The organism is Mammaliicoccus sp. Q-M61, from assembly GCF_022386055.1.
GTDB lineage: Bacteria > Bacillota > Bacilli > Staphylococcales > Staphylococcaceae > Mammaliicoccus > Mammaliicoccus sciuri_A.
On sequence record NZ_JAJNJL010000008.1, the window covers coordinates 39,257 to 66,222 of the forward strand.

Sequence of the window (26,966 nt, forward strand, 5' to 3'; positions counted from 1 at the left end):
TGGCTTGGGTTTTTGGTGAATTCTATTCTCTTATTTTTTCGATTAAAGCTACTGTTTCGACGTGTGTTGTATGTGGAAACATATCCACTGGTGTGATTTCTTTTAGTTGATAACCGCTATTTTTCAACAATTCTACATCTCTCACCTGTGTTGCTGGGTTACAGGAAATATACACGATTCTTTTTGGTGATAATTCGATTAATGTTTCAATAAATGTTTGATCGCATCCTTTTCTTGGTGGATCGACCATTACAACTTCTGGTTTAACACCTTCTTGTTGCCATTTTAAGATGATCTCTTCTGCTTTTCCTGCTTCCCATGTCGCGTTGTCTATATGGTTGATTTGCGCATTTTCTTTTGCGTTTTCTATAGCTTGTTCTACGACTTCCACGCCATAAACGTGTTTTGCTTTTTGTGACATGTATGAACCTATTGTCCCAATACCACAATACGCATCTATGACTGTTTCTTCTCCATCTAATTGTGCATATTCTAGTGCTTTATGATAAAGTTTTTCTGTTTGTGTTGGATTGATTTGATAGAAAGAAGTGTCGGATATTTTAAATTCATATTCAGAAAGTTTATCTGTAATTGTATCTTTCCCGTATAAAGTATGTGACGTATGTCCCATAATAACATTTGATTTTTCTAAATTAATATTATGTTTAATGCTGACCACATTTTCAAATTCTGTTTGTATAAAATCAATTATTTTATTTTTATGGCTAAGTTGTTTACTATTCGTCACGAATATAACCATTGTTTCTCCAGTATAATAACCAGTTCTCAAGATGATATGTCTTAATTCACCTTTATGTTTTTGTTCATTATAAATACTGATGTTTGTTTCATCTAAAAGTTGCTTAAGTTTCTTCATAATTAAATCATGCTTTTCATCTTGAATCATACAATGATCTATATTCACGATATCGTGACTTCTTTGTCTATAGAATCCTAGTTCAATTTCACCAGATTTATTTTTCCCGACTGGTATTTGAGATTTATTACGATAATGCCACGGATTCTCCATACCAACTGTGTCGTGAATGATTGTATCTTCAAAATGTGATTTTCTCTTGAATAGATTAATCACTTGTTCTTTTTTCATTTCTAATTGCGCATTGTAACTTAAATGTTGAAGTTGACATCCACCACAAACTTTATAATATTCACATGGTGGTTCAATTCTGTCCTTTGATGCTTCTTCAATGGAGATTAATTTACCAATAGCAAATTGCTTTTTCACTTTGATGACTTTAAATGAAATGGTTTCATCTTTAATTGCATTTGGTACGAAAATTGGATAACGATCGAATTTGACAACACCATGCCCTTCATGTGTAAAATCGATAACCTCTCCAGTATATATTTCATTCTTATTTACGACTCCTGCCATATTAACTCCCTCTTTCACGATAAACATAGAAAAAAGGGACAAAATAATGTCCCTATGTATTTATTCTTCTGTTTGTTCTTCGTGTAGTCTTTCTCGTTCTCTTTCTACTGTTTCAATTCCGTGCTCTCTCTTAACCCTTTCAAGTTTAGAAAAGACTTGTATATGTTGTTTTAAGTTTAAGAAATTAGCAGGTAATACGCCACCAAATTCACCATCAACATTTAATTGAATTTGCTCAAATGATGAGACATTAATTGTTTTAGCTTTAGTGTAATGAACTTTCGGATGATTGATATGATCACCTCTAGAAGCCAATGTCATAATATGTCCAAGTTCTGCTATATTCACTTTTTCTAATATAAGCAAAGTAAAATTACCATCATTAATATCAGCATCTGGTACAAGCTTTTCAAAGCCACCTATTGAATTCGTTAAGCCAATTAAAAACATCATCGCTTCGCCTTGGAATACATTACCATCATATTCGATACGTATATCAGTCGCTTTAATTTGTGGTAACATCTCTAAGCCTTTAATGTAATAAGCGAGTGGTCCAACCATTGTTTTCAATTTACTTGGCGCTTCATAAGAAACTTCTGTTATTTTACCGCCACCAGCAATATTAATAAAATAGCGATTGTTCATTTTACCAACATCTACAGGTACAAGATCGCCTTTAATGATTGTATCTACAGCTTCCATTATATTGTTTGGAATAAGAAGTGCTCTACCAAAATCGTTAACTGTCCCCATAGGAATTAACCCTAGTTTAGGTCGCTTCTTTGCTTCTGCTATACCATTGATAACTTCATTTAAAGTACCATCTCCACCAGCAGCAATGATTACATCATAATCATATTTTAGAGCTTCCCTAGCAGCATGTGTCGCATCTCCAGCACTTGTTGTAGCATGAGCGCTTGTCTCATAACCAGCCTGTTCTAATTTAATTAATACATCAGGTAATGCTCTTTTAAATAATTCTCTTCCTGATGTTGGGTTGTAAATGATTCTAGCTTTTTTCTTCATTATGATCCCTCTTGTATATTCTTATATCTTTATATTAAAGCATATACTAAATATAAGAAAGCAAAAAATAATTAACGTCTTTTCGTTCCAAATATATTACGTACGATTTCTCTACCAATTTGTCTTCCAACTGTTGATAAGAATTTAGATGTTTCTTTTTGGAATTGTGAAGGTTTTTCTTTCTTCTTAGATGTTGTTTCTTTCTTAGTTGACGTTGATTTCTTAGTTTTTGGTTCTTCTTCAGGTTGCTTTTCAATTTTATTTTGTAACATTTCATATGCACTTTCACGATCAAATGTTTCTTTATATGTTTCATTTAATGGTGCATTATCAATTAAATCTTTTTTAACAGATTCATCGATTACACCAATTTTACTTTCAGGCGGACGAATAAATGCACGTTCAACAACATTCGGTTGGCCTTCATCATTTAAGAATGAAATCAACGCTTCCCCAGTTTTCAATTCTCCGATTACTTGAGCAGTATCGAAACTTTCATTTTGACGGAAAGTTTGTGCAGCACTTTTAATCGCTTTTTGATCTTTAGGTGTGTAACTTCTAAGTGCATGTTGTACTCTATTACCTAGTTGTCCAAGGACAGATTCTGGAATATCAATTGGATTTTGAGTTACGAAATAAATACCTACACCTTTAGAACGGATTAAACGTACTACTTGTTCAACTTTTTCAATTAACTCTTTAGAGCTGTCATTAAATAAAAGATGGGCTTCATCAAAGAAGAATACAATTTTTGGTTTTTCAGGATCGCCTACTTCTGGAAGACTCTCAAATAGTTCAGATAATAACCATAATAAGAATGTTGCGTATAATTTAGGCTTTTGATATAAAACAGATGCATCAAGTACATTAATCATACCTCTGCCTGATTCATCAAACTTAATAAAATCTTCTAATTGTAACGCAGGTTCTCCGAAGAATGTTTCAGCACCTTCAGATTCTAATCGTAATAATGCACGTTGAATTGCACCAATTGATGCAGAAGAAATATTACCGTACTTTTCAGCATACTCTGCTCTATTTTCATTAATTTCTTTTAAAAGTGCTTTAAAATCTTTCATATCAATCAGAAGCAGACCACTTTCATCAGCAACTTTAAATACAATATCTAATACACCTAATTGAGTATTATTTAAATCTAATAATTTACCGATTAATAGCGGACCCATTTCTGTGATCGTTGTACGAACAGGTACGCCCGTTTTTTGAAATACATCAAACAACGTTACAGGAAAAGCATTATTTTTGTAATCATCAATTTTCATCATATCAATACGTTCTTGAATCTTATCATTGATAGAGCCAGCTTCTGCAATACTTGAGATGTCCCCTTTAACATCTGACATAAAGACTGGTACACCAGCTTTAGAAAATTGTTCAGCCAATACTTTTAAAGTAATTGTTTTACCAGTACCAGTAGCACCAGCAATCAAACCATGTCTATTAGCTTGGCCTAATTCTAAATTGATTTCATTTTCATTTTTAGCTATTTTAATTTGCGTCATATGTAATTACGCCTCCATCGTCATTATGATTTAATACTATTGTACTTCAACACACCAACCATGCAAGTAATTAGATATAGAATTTGCAATTTAATAAGAACAAGAATTAATGGAGGTGTATCTTTCATAATTCGGAATTGTGGTAGTTATGTGGGCGCTAACTTCCATTATTTCGAATTCTGGTAGTTATGTGGGCGCTCTCTTACGGACATTTCTCGGAATTCTGTCTCTAACAACGACTCTTACGGACATTTCTCAGAATTCTGTCCATAACCGCCCATCTTACGGACATTTCTCGGAATTCTGTCCCTAACAACGCCTCTTACGGACATTTCTCGGAATTCTGTCTCTAACAGCACCTCTTACGGACACTTCTCAGAATTCTGTCCCTAACAACGACTCTTACGGACATTTCTCGGAATTCTGTCCCTAACAACAACTCTTACGGACATTTCTCGGAATTCTGTCCCTAACAGCACCTCTTACGGACATTTCTCAGAATTCTGTCCCTAACAGCCACGCCAACATCTCATTCAACAAAAAAATCTCGTCACGAGTACTTCACTCTGTGACGAGATTTTCATAATATTTATTATCTTTTTTCTAATTCTGATTTTAGTAATTGGTTCACGATTTGTGGGTTTGCTTGGCCTTTTGAAATTTTCATAATCTGACCTACTAAGAAGCCCATCGCTTTGCCTTTACCATTTTTAAAGTCTTCTACTGATTGTGGATTGTTGTCTAATGCTTCTGTAACAAATCCTAATAGTGTTGCTTCATCAGATATTTGTACAAGACCTTTGTCTTTCATAATTTGATGTGCGTCTCCACCGTTTTCAGCTAATTCAGGGAATACTTTCTTAGCAATTTTACTACTCATTGTACCATCTTCAATAAGTTTAATCATACCTGCTAAGTTTTCTGGAGTTAATGCAGTATCTTGTAATTCGATTTGATTTTTATTTAAGTATTCATTAACGCCACCCATTAACCAGTTAGATGTTAACTTAACGTCTGCACCATGTTCAATTGCTGCTTCAAAGAAATCTGACATTTCTTTAGTTAATGTTAATACATGTGCATCATAAGCTGGTAATCCTAATTCATTAACATAACGTTCTTTACGTACGTCTGGTAAATCTGGGATTGTTTGACGTACACGTTCTTTCCACTCATCATCAACGTATAATGGTACTAAGTCTGGCTCTGGGAAGTAACGATAGTCATCTGAACCTTCTTTAACACGCATTAAAATTGTTTCGCCAGTTGATTCGTTGAAACGACGTGTTTCTTGTAAAATTTCTCCACCAGCTAATAATACTTCTGCTTGGCGTTTTTCTTCATGTTCAAGACCTTTACGTACATAGTTAAATGAGTTTAAGTTTTTAAGCTCTGCTTTTGTACCGAATTCTTCTTGACCATATGGGCGTAATGAAATGTTGGCATCACAACGTAATGAACCTTCTTCCATTTTACAATCTGATACGCCTGTATATTGAATAATTGCACGTAATTTTTCTAAGTATGCATATGCTTCTTTAGGAGAACGAATATCAGGTTCAGAAACGATTTCAATCAAAGGTGTTCCTTGACGGTTTAAATCAACTAAAGAATATCCATCTTTATGTGTTAATTTCCCTGCATCTTCTTCCATGTGTAAACGTGTGATACCAATACGTTTAGTTTCTCCATCTACTTCAATATCAATCCAACCATTTTCACCAATTGGTTGATCGAATTGAGAAATTTGATAAGCTTTTGGATTATCTGGGTAGAAATAGTTTTTTCTATCAAATTTAGATTCTTTCGCTATATCCATATTTAATGCCATTGCTGCACGCATAGCCCAATCAACAGCTGTCTTGTTTACAACTGGTAATACGCCTGGGTATGCTAAGTCAATAACGTTTGTATTTGTATTAGGTTCCGCACCGAAATGAGCGGGTGATGGTGAAAACATTTTTGATTCTGTTTTTAATTCGACGTGAACTTCTAAGCCGATAATTGTTTCAAAATGCATTCAGTTTCACACTCCTTGTAAAGTTTTATAGTCATCATGTAAGTTATATTGTGTTTCATATTGATAAGCAACTTTGTATATTGTTTTTTCATCGAATGGTTTACCAACAATTTGTAAACCAATTGGACGACCATTTGATTTACCACAAGGAATAGAGATTGATGGTACACCTGCTAAGTTAACTGGAATCGTTAAAATATCATTAGCGTACATTGTTAATGGATCATCAATTTGTTCACCAATATTGAATGCTGTCGTTGGTGCAGTTGGTCCTACGATAACATCATAATCTTCAAATACTTTTTCGAAGTCTTGTTTGATTAATGTACGAACTTTTTGAGCTTTTTTGTAGTAAGCATCGTAATAACCTGAACTTAATGCGAACGTTCCAAGCATAATACGACGTTTAACTTCATCTCCAAAGCCTTCACCACGAGATTTTTTGTATAGTTCTTCTAGTGTATTTGCTGATTTTGAATGATAACCATAACGGATACCATCAAATCTTGCTAAGTTAGCTGATGCTTCAGAAGATGCAATGATATAGTAACTTGCTACACCGTATTTAGTATTTGGTAATGATACGCGATCAACTGTAGCACCTAAAGATTCTAAAGTTTTAACCGCTTCATTTACTGAGTTCTTAACTTCTTCAGATACACCAGATCCAATGAATTCTTCTGGAACAGCTACTTTTAAGCCTTTAATATCTTTACCAATTTCAGACGTAAAGTCTACATCTTCAATCGGTGCACTTGTTGAATCTTGTGCGTCATGTCCAGAAATCGTTTCTAAGATTAACGCATTATCTTTAACATTACGTGTAATAGGTCCAATTTGATCTAATGAAGAAGCAAATGCTACTAGACCAAAACGAGATACACGACCATATGTAGGTTTCATACCAACAACACCACAGTATGATGCTGGTTGACGGATTGAACCACCAGTATCTGAACCTAATGCAAATGGTACTAAGCTTGCTGCAACAGCTGCTGCTGAACCACCTGATGAACCACCTGGTACGGCTTTATGGTCAAATGGATTAACAGTTGTCTTGAAATAAGAGTTCTCATTTGAACCACCCATAGCAAATTCATCCATGTTAAGTTTACCAACTAAAATACCATTTTCAGCATTTAATTTATTCATAACTGTTGATTCATATATAGGAATAAAGCCTTCTAACATTTTACTTGCACATGTAGTTTCTACACCTTCAGTAATAATATTGTCTTTGATACCCATTGGAATACCAAATAACTTACCTTCCATTTTACCTTCAGCTTGTAATTTATCTTGTTCTTCAGCTTTTTTAATTGCTTGTTCTTTATCTAAAGCTAAGAATGCTTTAATATTTGCGTCGTCTGCTTCTATCGCATCAAAAATATCTCTAACAATTTCAGATGGCTTAATTTCATTATTTTTAATCATTTCTGATAAACGTTCAATTGTTTCATAACGAATTGTCATGCTTTAGTCCTCCTCGTTCATAATTGCTGGAACTTTAAATTGCCCCGCTTCTTTTTCTTTCGCATTAAGTAATGCTTGTTCTTGAGGAATTCCTGATTCACTCTTATCTTCTCTTAGAACATTTTGTAAGTCTAATACGTGGAATGTTGGTTCAACATTTTCAGTATCAACTTCATCTAATTGTCCTGCAAAATTTAAGATCTTTTCTAAAGATTGTGTGAATTCATTGACTTCGTCTTGTGAAACTTCAAGTCTAGCTAAATTAGCAACATGTTCAACTTGCTCAGATGTTACCTTCGTCATGTGCGACGCCTCCTTAGTTAATCTAACATCATATAATTTTAACAAATTTTCATATAAAAATCTAAAGTTATTAAAAATTAACTACATGAAAGCGCATACATTGTGTATAATAAATTATCAGAATTTTTTCTGAATTTTATGTCAATGAGTGAGAGGTGGTTTTTCATGTTTATACTTGGAAATACTTTTAAGAATGTTAAAGTCGAAACTTCTTGGGAAACATACGTCATGATTGCTATTTATTTTGCCATTTTATTAGCAATTGGATTTTATGCTTACAAACGTTCGACAAGTACGCTTGATGAATATATGTTAGGCGGCAGAGATTTAGGTGCACTTGTTACTGCCCTATCAGCAGGTGCTTCAGACATGAGTGGTTGGATGATTATGGGCTTGCCGGGATCTGTATATAGTATTGGTCTATCAGCAACTTGGATTGCGATTGGTCTTACAATAGGTGCTTGGCTTAATTACATACTCGTTGCATCACGTTTGAGAATTTATACTGAACTGACTGATAACGCTATTACTTTACCTGACTTTTTCGAAAAAAGATTATCAGATCATACAAGAATCGTTAAAGTTATTTCAGGATTAGTTATCGTTGTATTCTTTACGTTATACACACATTCTGGAATGGTAGCTGGTGGCGTACTATTTAATAGTGCATTTGGACTAGATTACCATGTCGGTTTATTTATAGCCGCTAGTATTGTTATTTTGTATACACTTTTCGGCGGTTATTTAGCTGTATCATTAACGGACTTCTTCCAAGGTGTCATTATGATCTTAGCATTGGTATTAGTACCTATCGTTGCGTTGTTAAAGTTAAATGGTCTAGACACGTTTAGTGAAGTTGGTGATTTAAAGCCTACGAATTTAGATTGGTTCAAAGGTACAACAACAGTTGGTATCATCAGTTTACTCGCTTGGGGATTAGGTTACTTCGGTCAACCACATATTATAGTACGTTTTATGTCTATCAAAACGCATAAACTAATGCCTAGAGCGCGTAGAATTGGTATTTCATGGATGGCAATTTCTTTATTAGGTGCTTGTATGACAGGATTAATTGGTATTGCTTTTGTTGAACACACTAATATAGAAGTTAAAAACCCAGAAACAATCTTTATCGTGATGAGTCAAATTTTATTCCATCCACTCATTGCAGGGTTCTTCTTAGCAGCAATTTTAGCTGCGATTATGAGTACAATTTCTTCACAGCTTCTTGTAACATCTAGTGCATTAACGCAAGACTTTTACATGTTATTGCGCAGAAAAACGTTACAAGATAAAAGTCATGAAAAGGAATTCGTTCTTGTAGGACGCTTATCTGTTTTACTTGTATCAATCGTTGCGATGTATATCGCGTGGAATCCAAATGATACAATTTTAAATTTAGTTGGTAATGCTTGGGCTGGATTCGGTGCAGCATTTGGACCTTTAGTATTATTATCACTATATTGGAAACGTCTAACTAAATACGGCGCGATTGCAGGAATTTTGACTGGTTCATTAGTCGTTATTTTCTGGATACTCATGAAAGATCATGGTGGCATTTTTGAATTTTACGAAATCATACCTGGATTTATTTCAAGTATGATTGTAACAGTTATTGTGAGTTTAATGACGAAACCACCTGTTGAATATGACCTTAAAAAGTTTGACGACATGGAACAAATTTTAAAAAGCTAAAAATTTTTAAAAAAGTTTACATCGTAATTTTATGAGCAAAATAAGTCATATGCATATCCTTTGTAAACATTTACACCGCAAGGCATAGAGCAATATTAAATATGAACAAATTGTGACATCATTCTATATAAATGATAAACTGAATATACGGATAATTTACTTTTTACCCTTTGATTATTATTTCATTTGTGTATAATGGTCAACGTGCAACTTTAAAATATTTAAATAAAGGAGCGGGAATATGTTTATTTTAGGACAAATTGATGCGAGCACTGGAGTTGCTTCAGGCTGGCAAACTTATTTCATGATTATAGTCTATTTTGTTGTTCTATTAGCAATTGGTTATTATGCTTATAAACAATCAACAAGCAATTTAGATGAGTACATGTTAGGTGGCCGTAGTATAGGTCCTTATGTAACAGCATTATCCGCTGGTGCATCCGATATGAGTGGTTGGATGATTATGGGACTTCCTGGTGAAGTTTACAGTATTGGATTATCAGCAACTTGGCTTGCTATCGGTTTAACAGTAGGTGCATGGTTAAATTACATATTAGTAGCACCGAAATTACGTGTATATACTGAACATACTGGAAATGCTATTACCATTCCAGACTTCTTCGAGAAACGTGTTGCAGATAATACACATGCTTTAAAAATTATTTCAGGTATTATCATTGTAGTATTCTTTACACTATATACTTCAGTTGGTATGGTTTCAGGCGGTACTTTATTCGAAAGTGCATTTGGTATGGATTATCGTCTTGGTATTATCTTAACTGCTGGTATCGTTGTAATATATACATTCTTCGGAGGATATTTAGCTGTTTCTCTAACAGACTTCTTCCAAGGTGTGATCATGTTAATAGCGATGGTTATGGTACCTATCGCAGCATTATTAACTTTAAACGGGTTAGATACTTTCCACACTGTAGCAGAAGTTAAACCAACAAACTTAGATTGGTTTAAAGGAACTTCAGTTGTAAGTATCATAGGATTAATTGCATGGGGACTTGGTTATTTTGGACAACCACATATTATTGTAAGATTTATGTCTATTAAATCACATAAACAATTACCAACAGCAAGAAGATTCGGTATCGGTTGGATGGCAGTTTCATTATTAGGTGCATGTTTAGTTGGTTTAACTGGTATTGCATACATTCATGACACGAGCCAAACAATTGATAACCCAGAAACAATCTTCATCTTAATGAGTCAAGTGTTATTCCACCCATTAGTTGGCGGGTTCTTCTTAGCAGCAATTTTAGCAGCTATTATGAGTACAATTTCATCTCAATTACTCGTTACATCAAGTGCTTTAACACAAGACTTCTATAAAATCATAACTAAAAAACGTGGTTATGAACCAGATAGAGATAAAGAATTTGTTATGGTAGGTAGATTTGCAGTATTAGCTGTAGCAGTTGTGGCAATATTACTTGCTTGGACTCCAAACGACACTATCCTTAACCTTGTAGGTAATGCTTGGGCAGGATTCGGTGCAGCATTTGGACCACTTGTATTAATGTCATTATACTGGAAAGGCTTAACGAAAAACGGTGCAATCGCAGGTATGGTTACGTCTTCAATCGTCGTACTATTCTGGATTATGATGAAAAGTCATGGCGGTATTTTCGAATTATACGAAATTATCCCAGGATTCTTCACAAACATCGTCGTTACAGTTATTGTAAGTTCATTTACTAAAAAGCCAGACAAAGAAGTTATTGATAACTTAGATCGTATGAAACGTATCTTAAAAGAAGATTAATATGGAAGAGACTGGTACATATAATGTGCCAGTCTTTTTTATGGAAAAATAGCTGTAACATTGGGGGCTATGTTGCTTGTTTAGGGAGTCTTGCAACATAGGGAGCTTCTATGTTGCTTGTTTAGGGAGTCTTGCAATATATGGGCGATCTATGTTGCTTGTTTGGACAGTCTTGCAATATATGGGCGTTCTATGTTGCTTGTTTGGACAGTCTAGCAATATAGGAGGCTCATATTTATCTTGTTTGGCCTGTCTTGATAAATACGAAGCTCATATTTATCTTGTTTCGCTAGTCTTGATAAATACGAAGCTCATATTTATCTTGTTTGGCCAGTCTTGATAAATACAGAGCTCATATTTATCTTGTTTGGCCAGTCTTGATAAATACAGAGCTCATATTTATCTTGTTTCGCTAGTCTTGATAAATACGAAGCTCATATTTATCTTGTTTCGCTAGTCTTGATAAATACAGACCTTCTATTTATCTTGTTTCGTAAGTCTTGATAAATACAGAGCTCATATTTATCTTGTTTGGCCAATCTTGATAAATACAGGGCTCATATTTATCTTGTTTGGGCAGTCTTGATAAATACAGGGCTCATATTTATCTTGTTTGGTCAATCTTGATAAATACAGGGCTCATATTTATCTTGTTTGGGCAGTCTTGATAAATTCGAGCTCCTGAACATTGCTTGTCACACCCCACTTGCAATGTTCAGGCCCATATTTCCGAAAATACGAAAAGAGTCTGGAACATTCCTCTGTTCCAGACTCTCTTTTTAATTATTTATAAATATGAATTTGTGGTTCGTCATCGTCTTTAGTCTTCGTAATTAATGCTTGTGGTTCTTCTCCGTCTACGATAGAGATTTCTAAATCATCTATACCTTTAAAGTATTTTTGAGATAGGTCTGCTACGTACTGAGTCACACCAATTACTTCTGCTTTTCCATAATAATCAAGTGGTACTTTTATTTCTAGTTCTGTCAGTTTATCGTCATCAAATTTACCTGTTCCTACTGATTGTGTAAAGTTCGGGAAGTATTTTTGTAAGTCTTGATTGAACTGTTCAAAATTAGAATTTAAATTTTCATCTAAATCTGCTGCATCGTTTGATGGGATTGTGACATATTTTTGATTCATTTTTTCCCAACTTTTAACGTTACGCTTACCGCCTTCACTAGAAGCATAAGAAACAAATTTACCTGGTTTGATGTCACCTTCTCCAGACTGTATAAAGATACCAAAGTTAATTGGAATATTTTTAAGGTCATCTCTTACACGAAGTCGTGAAAGGATTTCTTCAGCCATTTCTTTACCTTTTTTCTCTACTTCTTTGTTATCAAGTTTCTTCGTATATGTTTCACCATATTCTTCTTTTTGGTAAACATATTCACTATTCATTGCTAAACCAATCGTCATACCAGAAATCTTTTGTTTTTTAGCATCACTTTCTGTGAAGTAATCTTGTTCGATGATATGTGATAAATATGTAGGTGAATTCTCAGCTATTTTTTCAGGATCTGTTTCTCCATTATGAGTTGGATTCAATCCTAAGTTTTCTCTAGCATTATTTTGTTCTTTTTCATCATCACTCATATCTTTGATTTCTGCTTTAGTAAATTTAGGTGCTAAATATGCCCTCACAGTATCTTTATCTAAGAATTGGCCATCTCTGTATAAGTAATCATCAGGTGAAAATGTTTGTTTACTTATATCTAACAATCCACTTTCAAATGCTTCACTGTTATAACTAGAAATCATATTATCTTGAGTTAATCCTCTAGCAGCACTTACTTTAAAAGGTAGTAATGTTCGATAATAATCACTGGAAATTTGCATACCTGTAGAAATTTGCTTTGTTTGCTCTTTTTCTTTATCCGATTTATCTTGATTATCTTTTTGAGTAGTATCTGATGAACATGCTGTAAGCAATATTACAGACGCTAAAATAAGAAATCCTTTTTTCATATCTTTAACCTCTATTCATTGATATTACGATATTTGTTTAACCAATCTTCTTCTGACCAAACTTCTATATTTAATTTTTCAGCTTTTTCAAGTTTGGATCCAGCATCTTCACCAGCAATAACAACATCTGTATTTTTAGTGACACTTCCTGTTACTTTTGCACCTAATGATTGGATTACTTTTGTTGCTTCAGGTCTTGTCATCTCTGTCATTTTACCAGTTAAGACGAATGTTTTTCCAGTAAAATCTGGATGACCTTCGATTTCAGATTGCTTAATACCTGTATAAGTCATGTTAACATTTTTCTGTTTAAGTTTATCGATTAATACTTTTATATCATCATTTTCCATATACGTAACAAGTGATTGAGCCATCTTATGCCCAACATCTGGAATTTCAGTTAAATCTTCTATCGTTACTTCGAATAAACGATCAATTGTTTCATATTTTTCAGCTATTACACGACTTGCTTTCGTACCTAAATGTCTCACACCTAAACCAAATAATAAATGTTCAAGTGATTTTTCTTTAGAAGCTTCGATTGCTGTTAATAATTTATGAACTTTCTTCTCGCCCATTCTTTCCAATGGTAGTAAATCATCTTTAGTTAAATAATATAAATCCGCAACGTCTTTAATTTTATCATTTTGATAAAGTTGCTCGATGATTTTATCTCCTAAACCGTCAATATTCATTGCTTGTCGTGATACGAAATGAATCATACCTTCTACTAATTGAGCAGAACATTTAGGGTTAATACATCTTAAAGCAACTTCGCCTTCTATTCTAACCAATTCATGCTCACAACTTGGACAGTGTGTTGGCATATGATAAACTTCACTATCTTCGCTTCTTTCTTCAGCAATACTTTTAACGACTTCAGGTATAATGTCACCTGCTTTTTTGATGACAACTTTATCCCCTATACGGATATCTTTTTCATGGATTAAGTCTTCGTTATGTAATGATGCACGAGAAACAGTAGTTCCTGCCACTTTAACAGGCTCTAATATCGCTGTTGGCGTCACAACACCCGTTCTACCTATACTTAATTCAATATCTGTTAATGTAGTTAAGACTTCTTCAGCTGGGAACTTATACGCAATTGCCCATCTTGGTGATTTCTGAGTAAATCCAAGTTCTTCTTGCTGACTTAAATCGTCAACTTTAATGACAATACCATCTATATCATATGATAAATTATTGCGTTGTTCAGTCCACTTACTTATAAAAGATAATACACCTTCTATATCATCAAATGTTTCTCTTTCTTTATTTGTCTTAAAGCCAAGTTCATCTAAATTATTTAATGCCTCTGATTGACTATCCGCTTCTATTTCAGTTAAGTCATTAACACTATATAAGAAAATATCGAGCTTTCTTTTAGCAGTTAATTTTGAATCAAGCTGTCTTAATGAACCAGCAGCGGCATTTCTAGGGTTAGCAAATAGTTGTTCACCATTTTGTTCTTTTTGTTCATTTAAAGAAACAAAAGATTTTCTTGGCATATATGCTTCACCACGAACTTCAATAGAAAGAGGTTCTTTAATTGTTAAAGGAATCGCATGGATCGTTTTTAAATTTTCAGTGATATTCTCACCAGTTGTACCATCTCCACGCGTTAATCCTTGAACAAATCGTCCGTTTACATACTTTAACGATACCGCTAAGCCATCAATTTTTAATTCACAAGTGTAGCGAACATTGTCTACTTTTTCTCTAACTCTTTGATCAAATCTTCTTAAATCTTCTTCATTAAAAGCATTACCTAATGACAACATAGGTGTGTCATGATTAATTTTTTCAAATTGAGATAACGGTGGTCCACCAACTCTAACTGTTGGTGAATCGTCCGTTTTTAGTTCAGGGTGCTTTTCTTCTATAGAGATTAACTCATGCAATAATTGATCATATTCACTGTCCGGAACAGTTGGATTATCTAACACATGATATTCATGGTTATAACGATGTAACAATTGATGAAGTTCATTAACTCTTGATTTTAAATCTTCCATAGTTTACTCCCCTTTCTTCTCAATAGGTGCAAATTGCGCTAATAGACGTTTTGGTCCTTCTTTTTTGAAAATGATATCTAATTCAACAGAACCATTTTTATCATTCACAGCACTTACCATTCCTTCACCCCATGATTTATGAGTTACTTTATCCCCAACATTCCATGATGTTTCTGGTTTCTGCTTCGTATTCATACGCCCTGCAAAACTACGTTTAGGTGTTGATGTTTGTTTTTGCTTGAATGATGTTTTTGGTTTCACGCCATCCAGTAAATCTTCTGGAATTTCTTTTAAAAATCTTGATTTTAAGTTCGCTTGAGATCTACCAAACAATGTACGAGTTGTCGCATGAGATAAGTGTAACTCTTCTTCGGCTCTCGTAATAGCCACATATGCAATTCGGCGTTCTTCTTCCATTTCATGTTCTTCACCTGATTGAAGACTTCTAAAGTGTGGAAAAATACTTTCCTCCATACCAATGATAAATACAACTTTGAACTCTAGACCTTTCGCTGAGTGCATTGTCATCAATGTTACACCGGCTTCTAAATCTGCATCATCAACATCTGCAACGAGTGATAAATCTGTTAAGAAGTTCATCAATGATTGCTCTTCAACTGGTGTGTTTTTCTCATAGTCTCTTGGTACTGATAAGAACTCATCAATATTCTCAAGTCTACTTTGTGATTCAATCGTTTGTTCGTTCTCTAACATACGTCTATAACCAGATTTTTCTAGTATTTGTTCTACAATTTCAGTTACTGATAAGAACTCTTGTTGTTGCATAAAGTTGTTCATCATCTCATAAAATGCTGCGCCTTCTTCAGTAACTTTTTTAGATAAACCGATAAAATCAACTTCTCCTAATGCATCAAAGTAACTCAATTGATTCATCGCTGCATATTGAGCAATTTTTTGAACTGATGTCGGTCCAATACCTCTTTTAGGTACGTTAATGATTCTTTCAAAACTAATATCATCATTACTATTTGAAATTAATCTTAAATAACTCAAAATGTCTTTAATTTCTTTTCTGTCATAGAACTTTGTTCCGCCAACCATTGTATAAGGAATATTAGATTTCAAGAACGTTTCTTCAAGTACACGTGATTGCGCATTTGTTCGATATAACACAGCTATATCTTGGTTTTTATAGCCTTCTTGTTTTTTCTTTAATATTTGACGGATGACATATTCTGCTTCATCTCTTTCAGTTGTCGCTTCATAATATTTTATCTTTTCGCCTGAGTTATTATCCGTCCATAATGCTTTAGGTTTACGTTCAGCATTATTACGAATCACTTCGTTTGCTGCAGTTAAAATCGTCTTAGTTGATCTATAGTTACGCTCCAAGAAAATTGTTTGTGCATTTGGATAGTCTTCTTCAAATGATAAAATATTTTTAATGTCTGCACCTCTCCAACCATAAATAGATTGGTCAGAGTCACCTACGACACATATATTTTCAAATTTACTTGCTAATAAATTAACGAGCGTATATTGTGCTTTGTTAGTATCTTGATATTCGTCGACATGAATATATTGGAATTTATTTTGGTAGTACTCCAATACTTCAGGCACTCTATTAAATAATTGAATCGTCATCATGATTAAATCATCAAAGTCCAATGCGTGATTTCTAAGTAATTTTTCTTGGTAGCCTTTGTATACACTAGCAACCATATTGGCATGAAAATCACTAGCTTCTTTTTCAGCATCTTCTGCTGTTTTTAATTCATTTTTTAAATTAGAAATCGCACCAATAAATGTTCTTGGGTCATATTTTTTACTATCTATATTTTGCTTTTTCAATATTTCTTTAATCACTGATTTTTGGTCAGTCGGATCTATAATTGTAAAGTTTCTTTCAATTCCAATACGGTCAATGTCTCTTCTTAAGATTCTTACACACATTGAGTGGAATGTAGATATCCAAATACTTTCAGCTTCAGGACCAACTAAATGGCTAATTCTTTCTTTCATCTCTTTAGCTGCTTTATTAGTAAATGTAATTGCCAAAACATTATAAGGAGAAACATCTTTCTCATCTAATAAATACGCAATTCTGTGCGTTAATACTCTCGTTTTACCACTACCTGCACCTGCCATAATCAGTAATGGCCCTTGAGTTGTTTTGACTGCTTGTTTCTGTTCGTCATTCATTCTATCTAACAATGCGTTCATAAAAACCTTCCTTTATTGTTTTACTTTTACTGTTTGTAAAGCTTTTTTCAAATCTTCATAAATGGCATTACCGACTACAATTATGTCAGCATATTCTGCCATTTCTTTCGCTTTTTCTAAATTATCTATACCGCCACCATAAATAAGTCGGGCGTTTTCTAAATGTTCTTTAACAGCTTTAATCTCTTCCACTTTTCCATACTTACCACTGTATTCTAAATAAAAAATAGGTAAATGATAAAGTTTATCCACCATTCTTGCATAACTGATTAAATCGTCTTCATCTAAATCTGTATTCGCGCCTGTCAATTGCGCTACTTTACTGTCTTCATTCATGACAACATAGCCTTCTAAGAAAATTTCATCAAAATCCATCATATAGCCATATTCCTTAACGGCTTTTTGAAGCAGGCCATTATGGAAGTCAACATTATTACTATTTAAAACACTCGGTACAAAATAAAAATCAAAACCAGGCACAACACTTTCAATATTAGAAATTTCAAGTGCGCAAGGTAGCGGATAACGTCTAATTCTACTCATTAAATTTAGTACATTATCTTCCGTAACATTATCAGTACCGCCAATTATAATAGCATCCGTACCAGATTCACATATTTTCATTAAGTCCTCATCTGATATAGATTTCGCTGGATCTAATTTAAATACGTGACTCCACAAATTTATATCGTACATACTTAAACTCCTTTAATTATCATAAGATTAATTATAGCATTTTTAAGATTAAATTCCGAAATGAAATAGGACAATTATCATAAAAAAAGAAGCGAAAAATTTCGCTTCTTACGATGTTTGAATTACGGTTAAGGTGAAGATGTATGTTTGTGAAGTTTTGAGGTGTGAGTTTAGCTATCTCTTGGCTTTATTCACCACTTAAGCCACGACTTCAGCTATCTCTTGGCTTTACTTAGGACTTAAGCCACGACTTGGGCTATCTCTTGGCTTTATTCACCACTTAAGCCACGACTTGGACGATTTCTTGGCTTTATTCAGGACTTAAGCCATGACTTAGACAATCTCTTGGCTTTACTCAGGACTTAAGCCATGACTTGGGCTATCTCTTGGCTTTATTCACACATTAAGCCATGACTTGGGCTATCTCTTGGCTTTATTCACCACTTAAGCCATGACTTGGGCTATCTCTTGGCTTTATTCACCACTTAAGCCACGACTTAGTCGATCTCTTGGCTTTATTCACCACTTAAGCCACGACTTCAGCTATCTCTTGGCTTTATTCACCACTTAAGCCACGACTCTGACGATCTTATGACTATTCAATCTCTCTCACAACTTCTATTTACCGTAATCAAAGTATTCTTCTAATGTTGTGTCTTGCTTATAAATTTTTTCTGCTAATTCTTTACCGACATATCTTAAATGCCATGGTTCATATTGGTATCCTGTTATTTTTTCTTTGCCTAATGGATATCTAATGATAAATCCATATTGATGTGCGTGTGTTTTAATCCATTTTCCTTCGTTTGTATTACCGAATGACTTTCTAAAATCATCAGTTGCTGAGTTTGAACCTACATCAAATGCTAATCCTGTCTGATGTTCTGATTGTCCTGGTTTAGCACTATATTGGTTGGCCGCTTCTTCACCATCTCTTGCTACATAATCATTATATAGTTGTTTTTGATTTTCATAAGAACGATATCCGCTTCTAAATACTAAGTCTAAACCTTCATTCGTTCCATCTTGTATTAGTTTATTTAATTGATTTCTTGCAGTACTATTTTCACCTGGGGCATAATCATGAGGTAAGCCTACTTTTTTATTTACAAAAACATGCCCGTCAACATATGTGATGCCATCTTTCTTTGTCACTTTATGTTTCTTTTGTTCTTGCTTTTTAGATTTTTGTGCTGTCTCTTTTTTATCTTTTTGAGTATGTTCTTCTTTAGTTGATTGATTATCTGTATTCTGATCATCACTACATGCGCTTAATACTAAAGTAGATATGCCAATTATTAAAAATAATTTCTTCATGCGTAAAGCTCCTTATTTCATAAAATTTACTATTATTATACTATTTTAACCAATTAAGAGACTGAGACATAATAAAATGTCTCAGTCTCTCTTAGTCATTTGGCAGTAGATGACTGAATTGAAATGCGCTTGTTTCAAACTTTTTCAACTTTAGCCATCTTTGCCGGGGCGAGACTACGAAATCTTTTTCACAAATTAGATTTCTGTCTCGCTCCCCCTCATACATATTTATGATTATTTTTCGAAGTCAATATTCATTCTTTCAAGAATCATCGTATATGCATCATTACCCCATTGCAATGAGCGTTTAACTCTTGAAATTGTTGCAGTTGAAGCACCTGATTCTTTTTCTATATGAGCATAAGTGTATCCTTGTTTAATCATTTTAGCCACTTGTAATCTTTGTGACAATGACTGTAATTCATTTACTGTACATAAATCATCAAAAAATTGATAACATTCTTCTCGAGTTTCTAGTGTAAGAACTGCATCAAATAGTTCATCTAATGCTTTTCCTCTTAATTTTTCAATTTGCAAAAAATCAACCCCTGTTTAATATAAGTTCATTAATTGCATTTTAACGCACTAACCTATTAAAGTACAGTAAAATGTGTCTTATTCTATACCCGCTCTTCTGAATATTGTATCGACTTGATTTAAATGATGTTTCTCATTGAAGCATTCGTCTAATTCTTCAGTACTTAACAAGTTTGTAATTTTTTCATCTTGTTCTACTAATGTTCTAAATGGTGTTTGAGTTTCCCATGATTCCATTGCTTTTGGTTGAACGATATCATATGCTTCTTCTCTTACCATACCTTTATTAATTAACGTTAACATAACACGTTGTGAATAAATTAAACCAAATGTTTTATCGATATTACGTTTCATGTTTTCTGGATATACTGTCAAACGATCGATGATATTCGTAAATCTGTTTAATGCATAATCCAATGCGATTGTTACGTCTGGTAACATAATTCTTTCTGCAGATGAATGTGAAATATCTCTTTCGTGCCATAATGGTACATTTTCATAAGCAGTCGTAATATATCCTCTAATCACACGTGCTAAACCTGTCACATTTTCAGAACCAATTGGATTACGTTTATGAGGCATTGCTGAAGAACCTTTTTGACCTTTAGCAAAAGCTTCTTCAACTTCACGTGTTTCAGTTTTTTGTAAACCACGAACTTCTACTGCAAATTTTTCGATAGATGTTGCGATTAATCCTAATGTCGCAATGTAATAAGCATGGCGATCACGTTGAAGTGTTTGCGTAGAAACTGGCGCACAACCTAATCCTAATTCTGTACATACATGCTCTTCAATTTCTGGTGGAATGTTTGCAAATGTACCAACAGCACCACTCATTTTTCCAACTTCAATTTCTTCACGAACTCGTTTAAATCTTTCTAAGTTACGTTTCATTTCTGTATACCATAGTGCCATTTTAATACCAAATGTTGTTGGTTCAGCATGTACACCATGTGTTCTACCCATCATTAAAGTCGTTTTATGTTCGATTGCTTTATTTTTTAATACTTCTAAAAATCTTTCTAAGTCTTTTTCAATGATTTCATTTGCTTGTTTAATGACATAACTTAACGCTGTGTCAACAACATCTGTTGAAGTTAAACCGTAATGTACCCATTTACGTTCTTCACCTAAAGTTTCAGAAACTTGTCTTGTGAATGCCACAACATCGTGACGTGTTTCTTGTTCAATTTCTTTAGCTCTATCAACGTCGACCTTAGCATTTTGTCTTATAAGCTTTACATCTTCTGCAGGAATGTGTCCTAATTTACTCCATGCTTCACAAGCTAGTATTTCAACTTCTAACCAAGCTTCAAAACGATTTTGTTCTGTCCAAATATTAGCCATTTCTTCTCTTGAATAACGTTCAATCATTGATAAATTCTCCTAACATATTTTAGTCATTTATAGTATAACAGACTTCTACGAACACGTACATTGTTTATAAAAAATACAAAATTGTTCGTGATTTATAATTTTATTCCTAATATCTTTCATTATATATTGTAACACTAGGAGAATAAACTAAAAGTAGAAAAAAATCTGGGCCACATTCTCATGTCCCAGATTTATAATCATTCTTTGATTTTCTTACCTACGAATTGTATTTCTTGTTTAAGAACTTCAATGTCACCATTTTCTTTCTCAATAAATACAGGTTTTTCAAATCTTTTTACAGGTGTATAACCTTGAGCTTTCATTCTTTTGAGACACATTTCAATCGTTTCATTGTCTTCTACTCTAAACTTCATCCGTATCATACGCCTTTAATTTTTTGCTTCGTACACCTTTAACCCAGAATCCACCGTGTATATTCTTAGGTTCATAAGCGATTACAAAGGCTTTAGAATCCAATTGTTTAATTGTATCCATTAATTTTAATTCGAATCTACGTGGTGTTAAAATTTGCATCACTAAGCGATCACCATCTCGTCCTTTAGCAACGTAATGTGTAACACCGTAACCTAAATCTCTTAACGTTCTTGGTAAATCTGTTTCATATTCAGCTGTTGTAACATTCACAACGATATATCCTAATGCAATTTTCTCTTCTATCTTCATGCCGACAATGATGCCTGCAGCAAATCCAAGCGCATAAGCTAATATATTCTGAATTTGGTCAAGACTATTGATTACTAAACCTAACCCGATAACATAAACAACTACTTCAAGTACACTAACAGCAGCGGCCACATATCGATATCCTTTTAATGTTAAAATTGTTCTCATTGTTAAACAGGATACATATACTATATTAATGACAAATATAGATAGCACCATTAACCATGGATTATCTAATATAGCTGACATTTAAACCCTCCATAAATCAAAATACTGGAATCATTTTATCAAGCAAACTTATGAAAGTCACGCATTATTTTGGCCATGTGTAACGGTTATAAGGCATTTCTCTTTTATGTGCATTTCTTACATAGTGATTTTGAATAATTTCTTGATCTTTCTCACTGATTTTTTTACCTTCTAAGAAGTCATCAATTGCATCATAAGTTACGCCTAACGCTTCTTCATCAGGTAAAGCAGGTTTATCTTCTTCTAAATCAGCAGTTGGTACTTTATTGATTAAATGATCTGGACCACCTAAATATTTTAAAATGGCTTTGCCTTGGCGTTTATTAAGTCCGAATAACGGTGCAACATCACAAGCACCATCTCCAAATTTCGTATAGAAACCTGTAATATTTTCAGCAGAATGATCCGTACCAAGTACAAGTCCGCTATTAGCTGAAGCAATTGAATATTGAACTTTCATTCGTTCTCTCGCTTTTTCATTACCTTTTTGAAAATCAGTTAATTCAACGCCCGCTTCTTTTAAAGATTGAATACTCGCGTCCACTGCCGGTTTAATATTGACTGTTACACGTTTACTTGGATTGATAAAATCTAATGCATCTTGTGTATCTTGTTCATCAAATTGTTCACCATAAGGTAACCTTACTGCGATAAATTCATATTGATGATTTTCTTCAGCATTTAATTCATCTACAGTTAATTGCGCGATTTTACCTAATAATGTTGAATCTTGCCCGCCAGAAATACCTAACACTAAAGATTTAACAAAACTATGTGCTTTAACGTAAGATTTTAAGAACTGCTTAATTTCTTCATATTCCTTTTTGGGATCGATTGATTTTTTAACATTCATTTCTTTGACAATGATTGATTGTAAATCTCTCATGACTCTTCCACATCCTTTATCGCTTCTGCTACTCTTTCAGCTACATCGAATATCTTTTTATTTTTATTATCCCAACATGCTTTACTCAAATCTACTGGATATTCTTCAGGATTTAAATAACGTTTATTTTCTTCCCATAATATATCTAAATTGTTAAAAGCAAATTCCCTAATTTCTTTAATTTCTGGAAGTGTATACACACGTTTACCATCTTTAAAAATGTCATGATGTAAATCGACAGCTTTAAAATGTTTGATATATTTCATTTTATAAGTGTGAACAGGATGGAACATTTTTAGACGTTCTTCTTTATTCGGCTCTTCATCTTCTAATGTAATATAATCGCCTTCAGATTTATTCGTTTTAGTATTGATAATTCTATAAACATTTTTCTTACCTGGTGTTGTAACTTTTTCAGCATTGTTAGAAATTTTGATGCGATCTGATAATTCACCATTTTCTTCTTCGATTGCTACAAGTTTATATACAGCACCTAATGCAGGTTGATCATATGCTGTAATCAGTTTCGTACCGACACCCCATGCCGTTACTTTTGCACCTTGTGCTTTTAAACTTGTAATTGTTTGTTCATCTAAATCATTTGAAGCGAAGATTTTTGCTTCTGTAAAGCCAGCTTCATCTAACATTCTTCTTGCTTCTTTAGATAAATAAGCGATGTCTCCTGAGTCTAGTCGAATACCGATAAAATTAATTTTATCTCCTAATTCTTTCGCTACTTTAATCGCATTCGGCACACCTGATTTTAAAGTATGGAAAGTATCTACTAGAAACACGCAATTTTTATGTCTTTCAGCATATTTTTTAAACGCTGTATATTCATCATCGTATGTTTGAACCATTGAATGCGCATGTGTTCCTGAAATCGGAATACCAAATAATTTACCAGCTCTGACATTACTTGTAGAATCAAATCCACCAATCATCGCAGCTCTAGCACCCCAAATCGCAGCATCCATTTCTTGCGCTCTTCTAGTACCAAATTCCATTACAATTTCATCACGAACAACTTGTTTAATTCTACTTGCCTTAGTCGCAATTAACGTTTGGAAATTCACGATATTTAAAAGTGCAGTTTCAATGAGCTGTGCTTGAATAAGTGGCGCTTCTACTCTAATGAGTGGTTCATTATTGAAACAAAGTTCCCCTTCTTTCATTGCTCTAATATTCCCTGTAAATCGCAATGACTTTAAATAATCTAAATAATCATCTTGATATCCAACTTCTCTTAAATATTCAATATCTGACTCTGTAAATTTAAAATGCTCAATAAATTGCACAATTCTTTCTAATCCACTAAAAATAGCATAGCCGCTATTAAATGGCATGCTTCTAAAATACAAATCAAAAATAGCAGTACGCTCATGAATACCATCATTCCAATAAGTTTCACCCATATTGATTTGATATAAATCCGTGTGTAACATCAAACTATCGTCTTCATATTTATACATTATTCAATACTCCTCAGGTTATCTAATTTTATATTATTTTATCATACTTTTTAAATTAAAAATTAAAAAGTAACTTAAATATATCAAGTCATTTACCTCTGTGATAAAATACTAAAGATGTAAAATTTACAAGGAGGCATACAAATGAAAAATTCTTCATTCAAAAAATTATTTATTATACTTTCAATTACTGTAGCTGTCTCTGGTTTTTCACAAGGAATGCTCTTACCACTTATATCGGTCATCTTTGAACGTAATGGTATTTCAAGTTCATTGAATGGTTTACATGCAACTTCATTATATATAGGTGTATTCTTGTCATCATTCTTTATCGAAGGGCTTGTTAGAAAGTCTGGGTTTAAATATATGATATTAGTTGGTGGAGCCATAGTTGCTTTATCTTTATTGTTATTTCCAACTTTAAAGACATTATCTATTTGGTTTATTTTAAGACTATTAATTGGAATTGGTGATAATATGTTACACTTTAGCACGCAAACTTGGTTAACACATATTACACCTAAAGAAAAATTAGGAAGAACGATTTCTGTTTATGGTTTCAGTTTCTCAGCAGGTTTTATGTTAGGACCCCTATTAGCTAAACTTGTAGACGTTTCGGAAGCTTTACCATTTATCCTTTCAGCAATACTTTCATTAATAACAATTTCATTAGTCCTTTTAATACACAATGAATTCCCTTCATCTAATGTTAGACCAGTCAGTATATTAAATACGTTAAAAAACTTTGGAGATGTTATAAGAACATCATGGATAGCGTTTATGTTTCCATTATTATATGGATTATTTGAAGCAGGATTACATAGTAACTTCCCTGTTTATGGTTTAAGAAATGGACTTGATGTCACAAGTATTACATTAATCTTACCTGCATTTAGTCTTGGTGCTATTCTTTTCCAAGTTCCATTAGGTATGTTTAGTGATATTCATGGTAGAAAGAAAGTATTAACTGGATTAACATTAATCGGCAGCATCGTGTTTATGTTAGGAGACTTTTTACCAACGAGTACATTTATTATGATGGGATTATTCTTAATCGCCGGATTATTCACAGGTTCATTTTATGGCTTAGGTGTAAGCTTTATGACAGATTTAACACCAAAGCATAATCTACCAGCTGGTAATTTAATGATAGCCATGTCATTTAGTGTTGGTAGTATCATTGGCCCAATGCTTGGAGGAACGATTATACAATTATCAAACGGCACAATATTCTTTACGATGATTGCTGCATTTGTATTTATCGTGTTTATTCTATTACTTATTCATAGAACACCTACAAAAGTTGAAGCGTAATTTAAGCTATTCATAAAAATTAAAATCGCATCACTATAATATAATTTAAACCCATAGACTTTGACTAATTCAAATGTCTATGGGTTTATTTTTTATATATTTTTTTGATATTTTAAATATTCAGAACTTTCAATTGATATGTTTCGTTATGCATGTTATAGTATCATTTATAATTAAATAAATACTTTAACTTGGTAGAGAGTAAAAGCGAGGTTTATAATATGGATTATGTAAAATACAGAGATGACGTTATTCAAAAGAAAGAAAAAGAACTTAAATTTCTAAAATATTTTAGTGCTCGAGATTTCGAAGTGATAGATATGAGTTTTATAGAAAAGCTTCATTGGAAACAATTAACACAAGATGATTTGAATAGTTTAGATACTAGAAGCATTTGGAAAAATGGCGATGCATTTTATAGTTTAAGAAATGATTGGACGGATCAAATCCAACATTATAGTCGTGAATATAACCTTGATGCACGTTCCGTAACATATGCTGGCCCTATCGCAATTAATGAACATATATATACAAATTTAGGTGTTGAAATCTTTAATCCTAAAAGGAATGACATGTTGCAATGTTATGAATATATACATGACTTTATCCAAAATGAACTTGATTTAAATGTTGATTTTGCTGTTATTGGACATTATCAATTATTTGATCTTTTACTTTCTAAAGAAGAACAAAACGAAGAATTATTTACGGCTATTAGTGAAAGAAATATTTCAAAAATTTCTAAACTACTTTCACAAAATCATTCACTCGTACAATTACTTAAAACACCTACTCATCAACAATTAGACTTTTTAACAACTTTTGCTGATACTGACCATCCAACTTATAAATCTTTACAATATTGGAAAGCGACATTAGAAGCATCAGGTATTAACCATATACATTTAGATATAACAACAATGCCCCCAAAATCATATTATGTTGGGAGCTTCATTCAGCTTTATGAAAATAACAATCGAAATCCAATCGCATCAGGCGGACATTATAACGGTACGTTAGAAGGTTTTGGATTTGGTATTCAACTATCATAGGA

Annotated in this window: 21 protein-coding genes; 4 read left to right on the forward strand and 17 right to left on the reverse strand. The window is 33.2% G+C overall.

The genetic code is table 11. From position 1 onward, the window contains the following. Window positions 1-22 precede the first annotated feature (22 nt). The 6 genes from rlmD to gatC form a co-directional block, all read right to left on the reverse strand. Window positions 23-1,396, reverse strand: a complete 1,374-nt coding sequence (gene rlmD / locus LQ677_RS10570; RefSeq protein WP_191835827.1) for a 23S rRNA (uracil(1939)-C(5))-methyltransferase RlmD — start codon at window positions 1,394-1,396, stop codon at window positions 23-25. A gap of 60 nt (window positions 1,397-1,456) precedes the next feature. Continuing rightward, window positions 1,457-2,422 (reverse strand): diacylglycerol kinase, encoded by a 966-nt coding sequence (locus LQ677_RS10575; protein WP_025905139.1) that lies wholly within the window; start codon window positions 2,420-2,422, stop codon window positions 1,457-1,459. Window positions 2,423-2,493: 71 nt separating this feature from the next. Next, window positions 2,494-3,945: a helicase HerA-like domain-containing protein gene (locus LQ677_RS10580; protein WP_191835826.1), complete on the reverse strand. Its 1,452-nt coding sequence runs from the start codon at window positions 3,943-3,945 to the stop codon at window positions 2,494-2,496. Between the two features lie 592 nt (window positions 3,946-4,537). Then, complete coding sequence (gatB, locus tag LQ677_RS10585) at window positions 4,538-5,965, reverse strand: Asp-tRNA(Asn)/Glu-tRNA(Gln) amidotransferase subunit GatB (protein WP_037590579.1); 1,428 nt, start codon at window positions 5,963-5,965, stop codon at window positions 4,538-4,540. Window positions 5,966-5,971: 6 nt separating this feature from the next. Further along, on the reverse strand, window positions 5,972-7,438 hold the full coding sequence (gene gatA / locus LQ677_RS10590) for an Asp-tRNA(Asn)/Glu-tRNA(Gln) amidotransferase subunit GatA (RefSeq protein ID WP_037590580.1): 1,467 nt from the start codon (window positions 7,436-7,438) through the stop codon (window positions 5,972-5,974). A 3-nt stretch (window positions 7,439-7,441) separates the two neighbouring features. Then, a complete protein-coding gene (gene gatC / locus LQ677_RS10595) occupies window positions 7,442-7,741 on the reverse strand; it encodes an Asp-tRNA(Asn)/Glu-tRNA(Gln) amidotransferase subunit GatC (protein ID WP_025905135.1) in 300 nt (99 codons plus the stop codon). Window positions 7,742-7,906: 165 nt separating this feature from the next. Here gatC and putP (LQ677_RS10600) point away from each other — a divergent pair, with 165 nt between their 5' ends. Both putP (LQ677_RS10600) and putP (LQ677_RS10605) read left to right on the forward strand, forming a co-directional pair. Then, window positions 7,907-9,436 (forward strand): sodium/proline symporter PutP, encoded by a 1,530-nt coding sequence (gene putP / locus LQ677_RS10600; RefSeq protein ID WP_037590581.1) that lies wholly within the window; start codon window positions 7,907-7,909, stop codon window positions 9,434-9,436. Between the two features lie 241 nt (window positions 9,437-9,677). Next, on the forward strand, window positions 9,678-11,210 hold the full coding sequence (putP, locus tag LQ677_RS10605; RefSeq protein ID WP_037590582.1) for a sodium/proline symporter PutP: 1,533 nt from the start codon (window positions 9,678-9,680) through the stop codon (window positions 11,208-11,210). 783 nt (window positions 11,211-11,993) lie between these two features. Here the strand turns inward: putP (LQ677_RS10605) and LQ677_RS10610 are convergent. From LQ677_RS10610 to LQ677_RS10660, 11 genes are all read right to left on the reverse strand, one after another. Then, on the reverse strand, window positions 11,994-13,181 hold the full coding sequence (locus LQ677_RS10610) for a CamS family sex pheromone protein (protein WP_191836596.1): 1,188 nt from the start codon (window positions 13,179-13,181) through the stop codon (window positions 11,994-11,996). Between the two features lie 11 nt (window positions 13,182-13,192). Then, window positions 13,193-15,196 carry an NAD-dependent DNA ligase LigA gene (gene ligA, locus LQ677_RS10615; protein ID WP_191836597.1) on the reverse strand — a complete coding sequence of 668 codons (2,004 nt, stop codon included), beginning with the start codon at window positions 15,194-15,196 and terminating at the stop codon, window positions 13,193-13,195. Between the two features lie 3 nt (window positions 15,197-15,199). Further along, window positions 15,200-17,380, reverse strand: a complete 2,181-nt coding sequence (gene pcrA, locus LQ677_RS10620; RefSeq protein ID WP_049320401.1) for a DNA helicase PcrA — start codon at window positions 17,378-17,380, stop codon at window positions 15,200-15,202. Window positions 17,381-17,392: 12 nt separating this feature from the next. After that, entirely contained in the window at window positions 17,393-18,076 is a 684-nt protein-coding gene (gene pcrB, locus LQ677_RS10625; protein ID WP_191836598.1) for a heptaprenylglyceryl phosphate synthase, read from the reverse strand. A gap of 618 nt (window positions 18,077-18,694) precedes the next feature. Then, the gene (locus tag LQ677_RS10630; RefSeq protein ID WP_191836599.1) at window positions 18,695-19,393 is read right to left on the reverse strand and encodes a M15 family metallopeptidase; all 699 of its coding nucleotides are present in this window, start codon (window positions 19,391-19,393) and stop codon (window positions 18,695-18,697) included. A gap of 234 nt (window positions 19,394-19,627) precedes the next feature. Continuing rightward, entirely contained in the window at window positions 19,628-19,930 is a 303-nt protein-coding gene (locus tag LQ677_RS10635) for a YerC/YecD family TrpR-related protein (RefSeq protein ID WP_025905127.1), read from the reverse strand. 78 nt (window positions 19,931-20,008) lie between these two features. Then, the gene (gene purB / locus LQ677_RS10640) at window positions 20,009-21,304 is read right to left on the reverse strand and encodes an adenylosuccinate lyase (RefSeq protein ID WP_025905126.1); all 1,296 of its coding nucleotides are present in this window, start codon (window positions 21,302-21,304) and stop codon (window positions 20,009-20,011) included. Between the two features lie 200 nt (window positions 21,305-21,504). Beyond that, the gene (locus LQ677_RS10645) at window positions 21,505-21,681 is read right to left on the reverse strand and encodes an NETI motif-containing protein (protein ID WP_049320405.1); all 177 of its coding nucleotides are present in this window, start codon (window positions 21,679-21,681) and stop codon (window positions 21,505-21,507) included. After that, window positions 21,671-22,240: a DUF2179 domain-containing protein gene (locus tag LQ677_RS10650; RefSeq protein ID WP_025905125.1), complete on the reverse strand. Its 570-nt coding sequence runs from the start codon at window positions 22,238-22,240 to the stop codon at window positions 21,671-21,673. The genes LQ677_RS10645 and LQ677_RS10650 overlap by 11 nt, the downstream gene beginning before the upstream one ends. 64 nt (window positions 22,241-22,304) lie before the next feature. Further along, complete coding sequence (gene nadE, locus LQ677_RS10655) at window positions 22,305-23,126, reverse strand: ammonia-dependent NAD(+) synthetase (protein WP_037589509.1); 822 nt, start codon at window positions 23,124-23,126, stop codon at window positions 22,305-22,307. Next, window positions 23,123-24,598: a nicotinate phosphoribosyltransferase gene (locus tag LQ677_RS10660; protein WP_037589510.1), complete on the reverse strand. Its 1,476-nt coding sequence runs from the start codon at window positions 24,596-24,598 to the stop codon at window positions 23,123-23,125. The genes nadE and LQ677_RS10660 overlap by 4 nt, the downstream gene beginning before the upstream one ends. A 144-nt stretch (window positions 24,599-24,742) precedes the next feature. Here LQ677_RS10660 and LQ677_RS10665 point away from each other — a divergent pair, with 144 nt between their 5' ends. Together LQ677_RS10665 and LQ677_RS10670 are read left to right on the forward strand one after the other, a co-directional pair. Continuing rightward, window positions 24,743-25,912 (forward strand): MFS transporter, encoded by a 1,170-nt coding sequence (locus LQ677_RS10665; protein WP_191836600.1) that lies wholly within the window; start codon window positions 24,743-24,745, stop codon window positions 25,910-25,912. A 221-nt stretch (window positions 25,913-26,133) separates the two neighbouring features. Next, window positions 26,134-26,964 (forward strand): ATP phosphoribosyltransferase regulatory subunit, encoded by an 831-nt coding sequence (locus tag LQ677_RS10670; RefSeq protein ID WP_037589512.1) that lies wholly within the window; start codon window positions 26,134-26,136, stop codon window positions 26,962-26,964. Window positions 26,965-26,966: the final 2 nt, after the last annotated feature.

Excerpts from the sequence above, each read along its gene's own strand:
- putP (WP_037590582.1), top strand. The coding sequence starts at position 9,678 with ATGTTTATTTTAGGACAAATTGATGCGAGCACTGGAGTTGCTTCAGGC.
- pcrB (WP_191836598.1), bottom strand. The coding sequence starts at position 18,076 with ATGTACGATATAAATTTGTGGAGTCACGTATTTAAATTAGATCCAGCG.
- LQ677_RS10575 (WP_025905139.1), bottom strand. The coding sequence starts at position 2,422 with ATGAAGAAAAAAGCTAGAATCATTTACAACCCAACATCAGGAAGAGAA.
- LQ677_RS10665 (WP_191836600.1), top strand. The coding sequence starts at position 24,743 with ATGAAAAATTCTTCATTCAAAAAATTATTTATTATACTTTCAATTACT.
- LQ677_RS10610 (WP_191836596.1), bottom strand. The coding sequence starts at position 13,181 with ATGAAAAAAGGATTTCTTATTTTAGCGTCTGTAATATTGCTTACAGCA.
- LQ677_RS10670 (WP_037589512.1), top strand. The coding sequence starts at position 26,134 with ATGGATTATGTAAAATACAGAGATGACGTTATTCAAAAGAAAGAAAAA.
- gatC (WP_025905135.1), bottom strand. The coding sequence starts at position 7,741 with ATGACGAAGGTAACATCTGAGCAAGTTGAACATGTTGCTAATTTAGCT.
- LQ677_RS10630 (WP_191836599.1), bottom strand. The coding sequence starts at position 19,393 with ATGAAGAAATTATTTTTAATAATTGGCATATCTACTTTAGTATTAAGC.
- LQ677_RS10645 (WP_049320405.1), bottom strand. The coding sequence starts at position 21,681 with ATGAAGTTTAGAGTAGAAGACAATGAAACGATTGAAATGTGTCTCAAA.
- nadE (WP_037589509.1), bottom strand. The coding sequence starts at position 23,126 with ATGAGAGATTTACAATCAATCATTGTCAAAGAAATGAATGTTAAAAAA.
- gatA (WP_037590580.1), bottom strand. The coding sequence starts at position 7,438 with ATGACAATTCGTTATGAAACAATTGAACGTTTATCAGAAATGATTAAA.
- LQ677_RS10650 (WP_025905125.1), bottom strand. The coding sequence starts at position 22,240 with ATGTCAGCTATATTAGATAATCCATGGTTAATGGTGCTATCTATATTT.
- putP (WP_037590581.1), top strand. The coding sequence starts at position 7,907 with ATGTTTATACTTGGAAATACTTTTAAGAATGTTAAAGTCGAAACTTCT.
- pcrA (WP_049320401.1), bottom strand. The coding sequence starts at position 17,380 with ATGAACGCATTGTTAGATAGAATGAATGACGAACAGAAACAAGCAGTC.
- LQ677_RS10580 (WP_191835826.1), bottom strand. The coding sequence starts at position 3,945 with ATGACGCAAATTAAAATAGCTAAAAATGAAAATGAAATCAATTTAGAA.
- ligA (WP_191836597.1), bottom strand. The coding sequence starts at position 15,196 with ATGGAAGATTTAAAATCAAGAGTTAATGAACTTCATCAATTGTTACAT.
- gatB (WP_037590579.1), bottom strand. The coding sequence starts at position 5,965 with ATGCATTTTGAAACAATTATCGGCTTAGAAGTTCACGTCGAATTAAAA.
- rlmD (WP_191835827.1), bottom strand. The coding sequence starts at position 1,396 with ATGGCAGGAGTCGTAAATAAGAATGAAATATATACTGGAGAGGTTATC.
- purB (WP_025905126.1), bottom strand. The coding sequence starts at position 21,304 with ATGATTGAACGTTATTCAAGAGAAGAAATGGCTAATATTTGGACAGAA.
- LQ677_RS10660 (WP_037589510.1), bottom strand. The coding sequence starts at position 24,598 with ATGTATAAATATGAAGACGATAGTTTGATGTTACACACGGATTTATAT.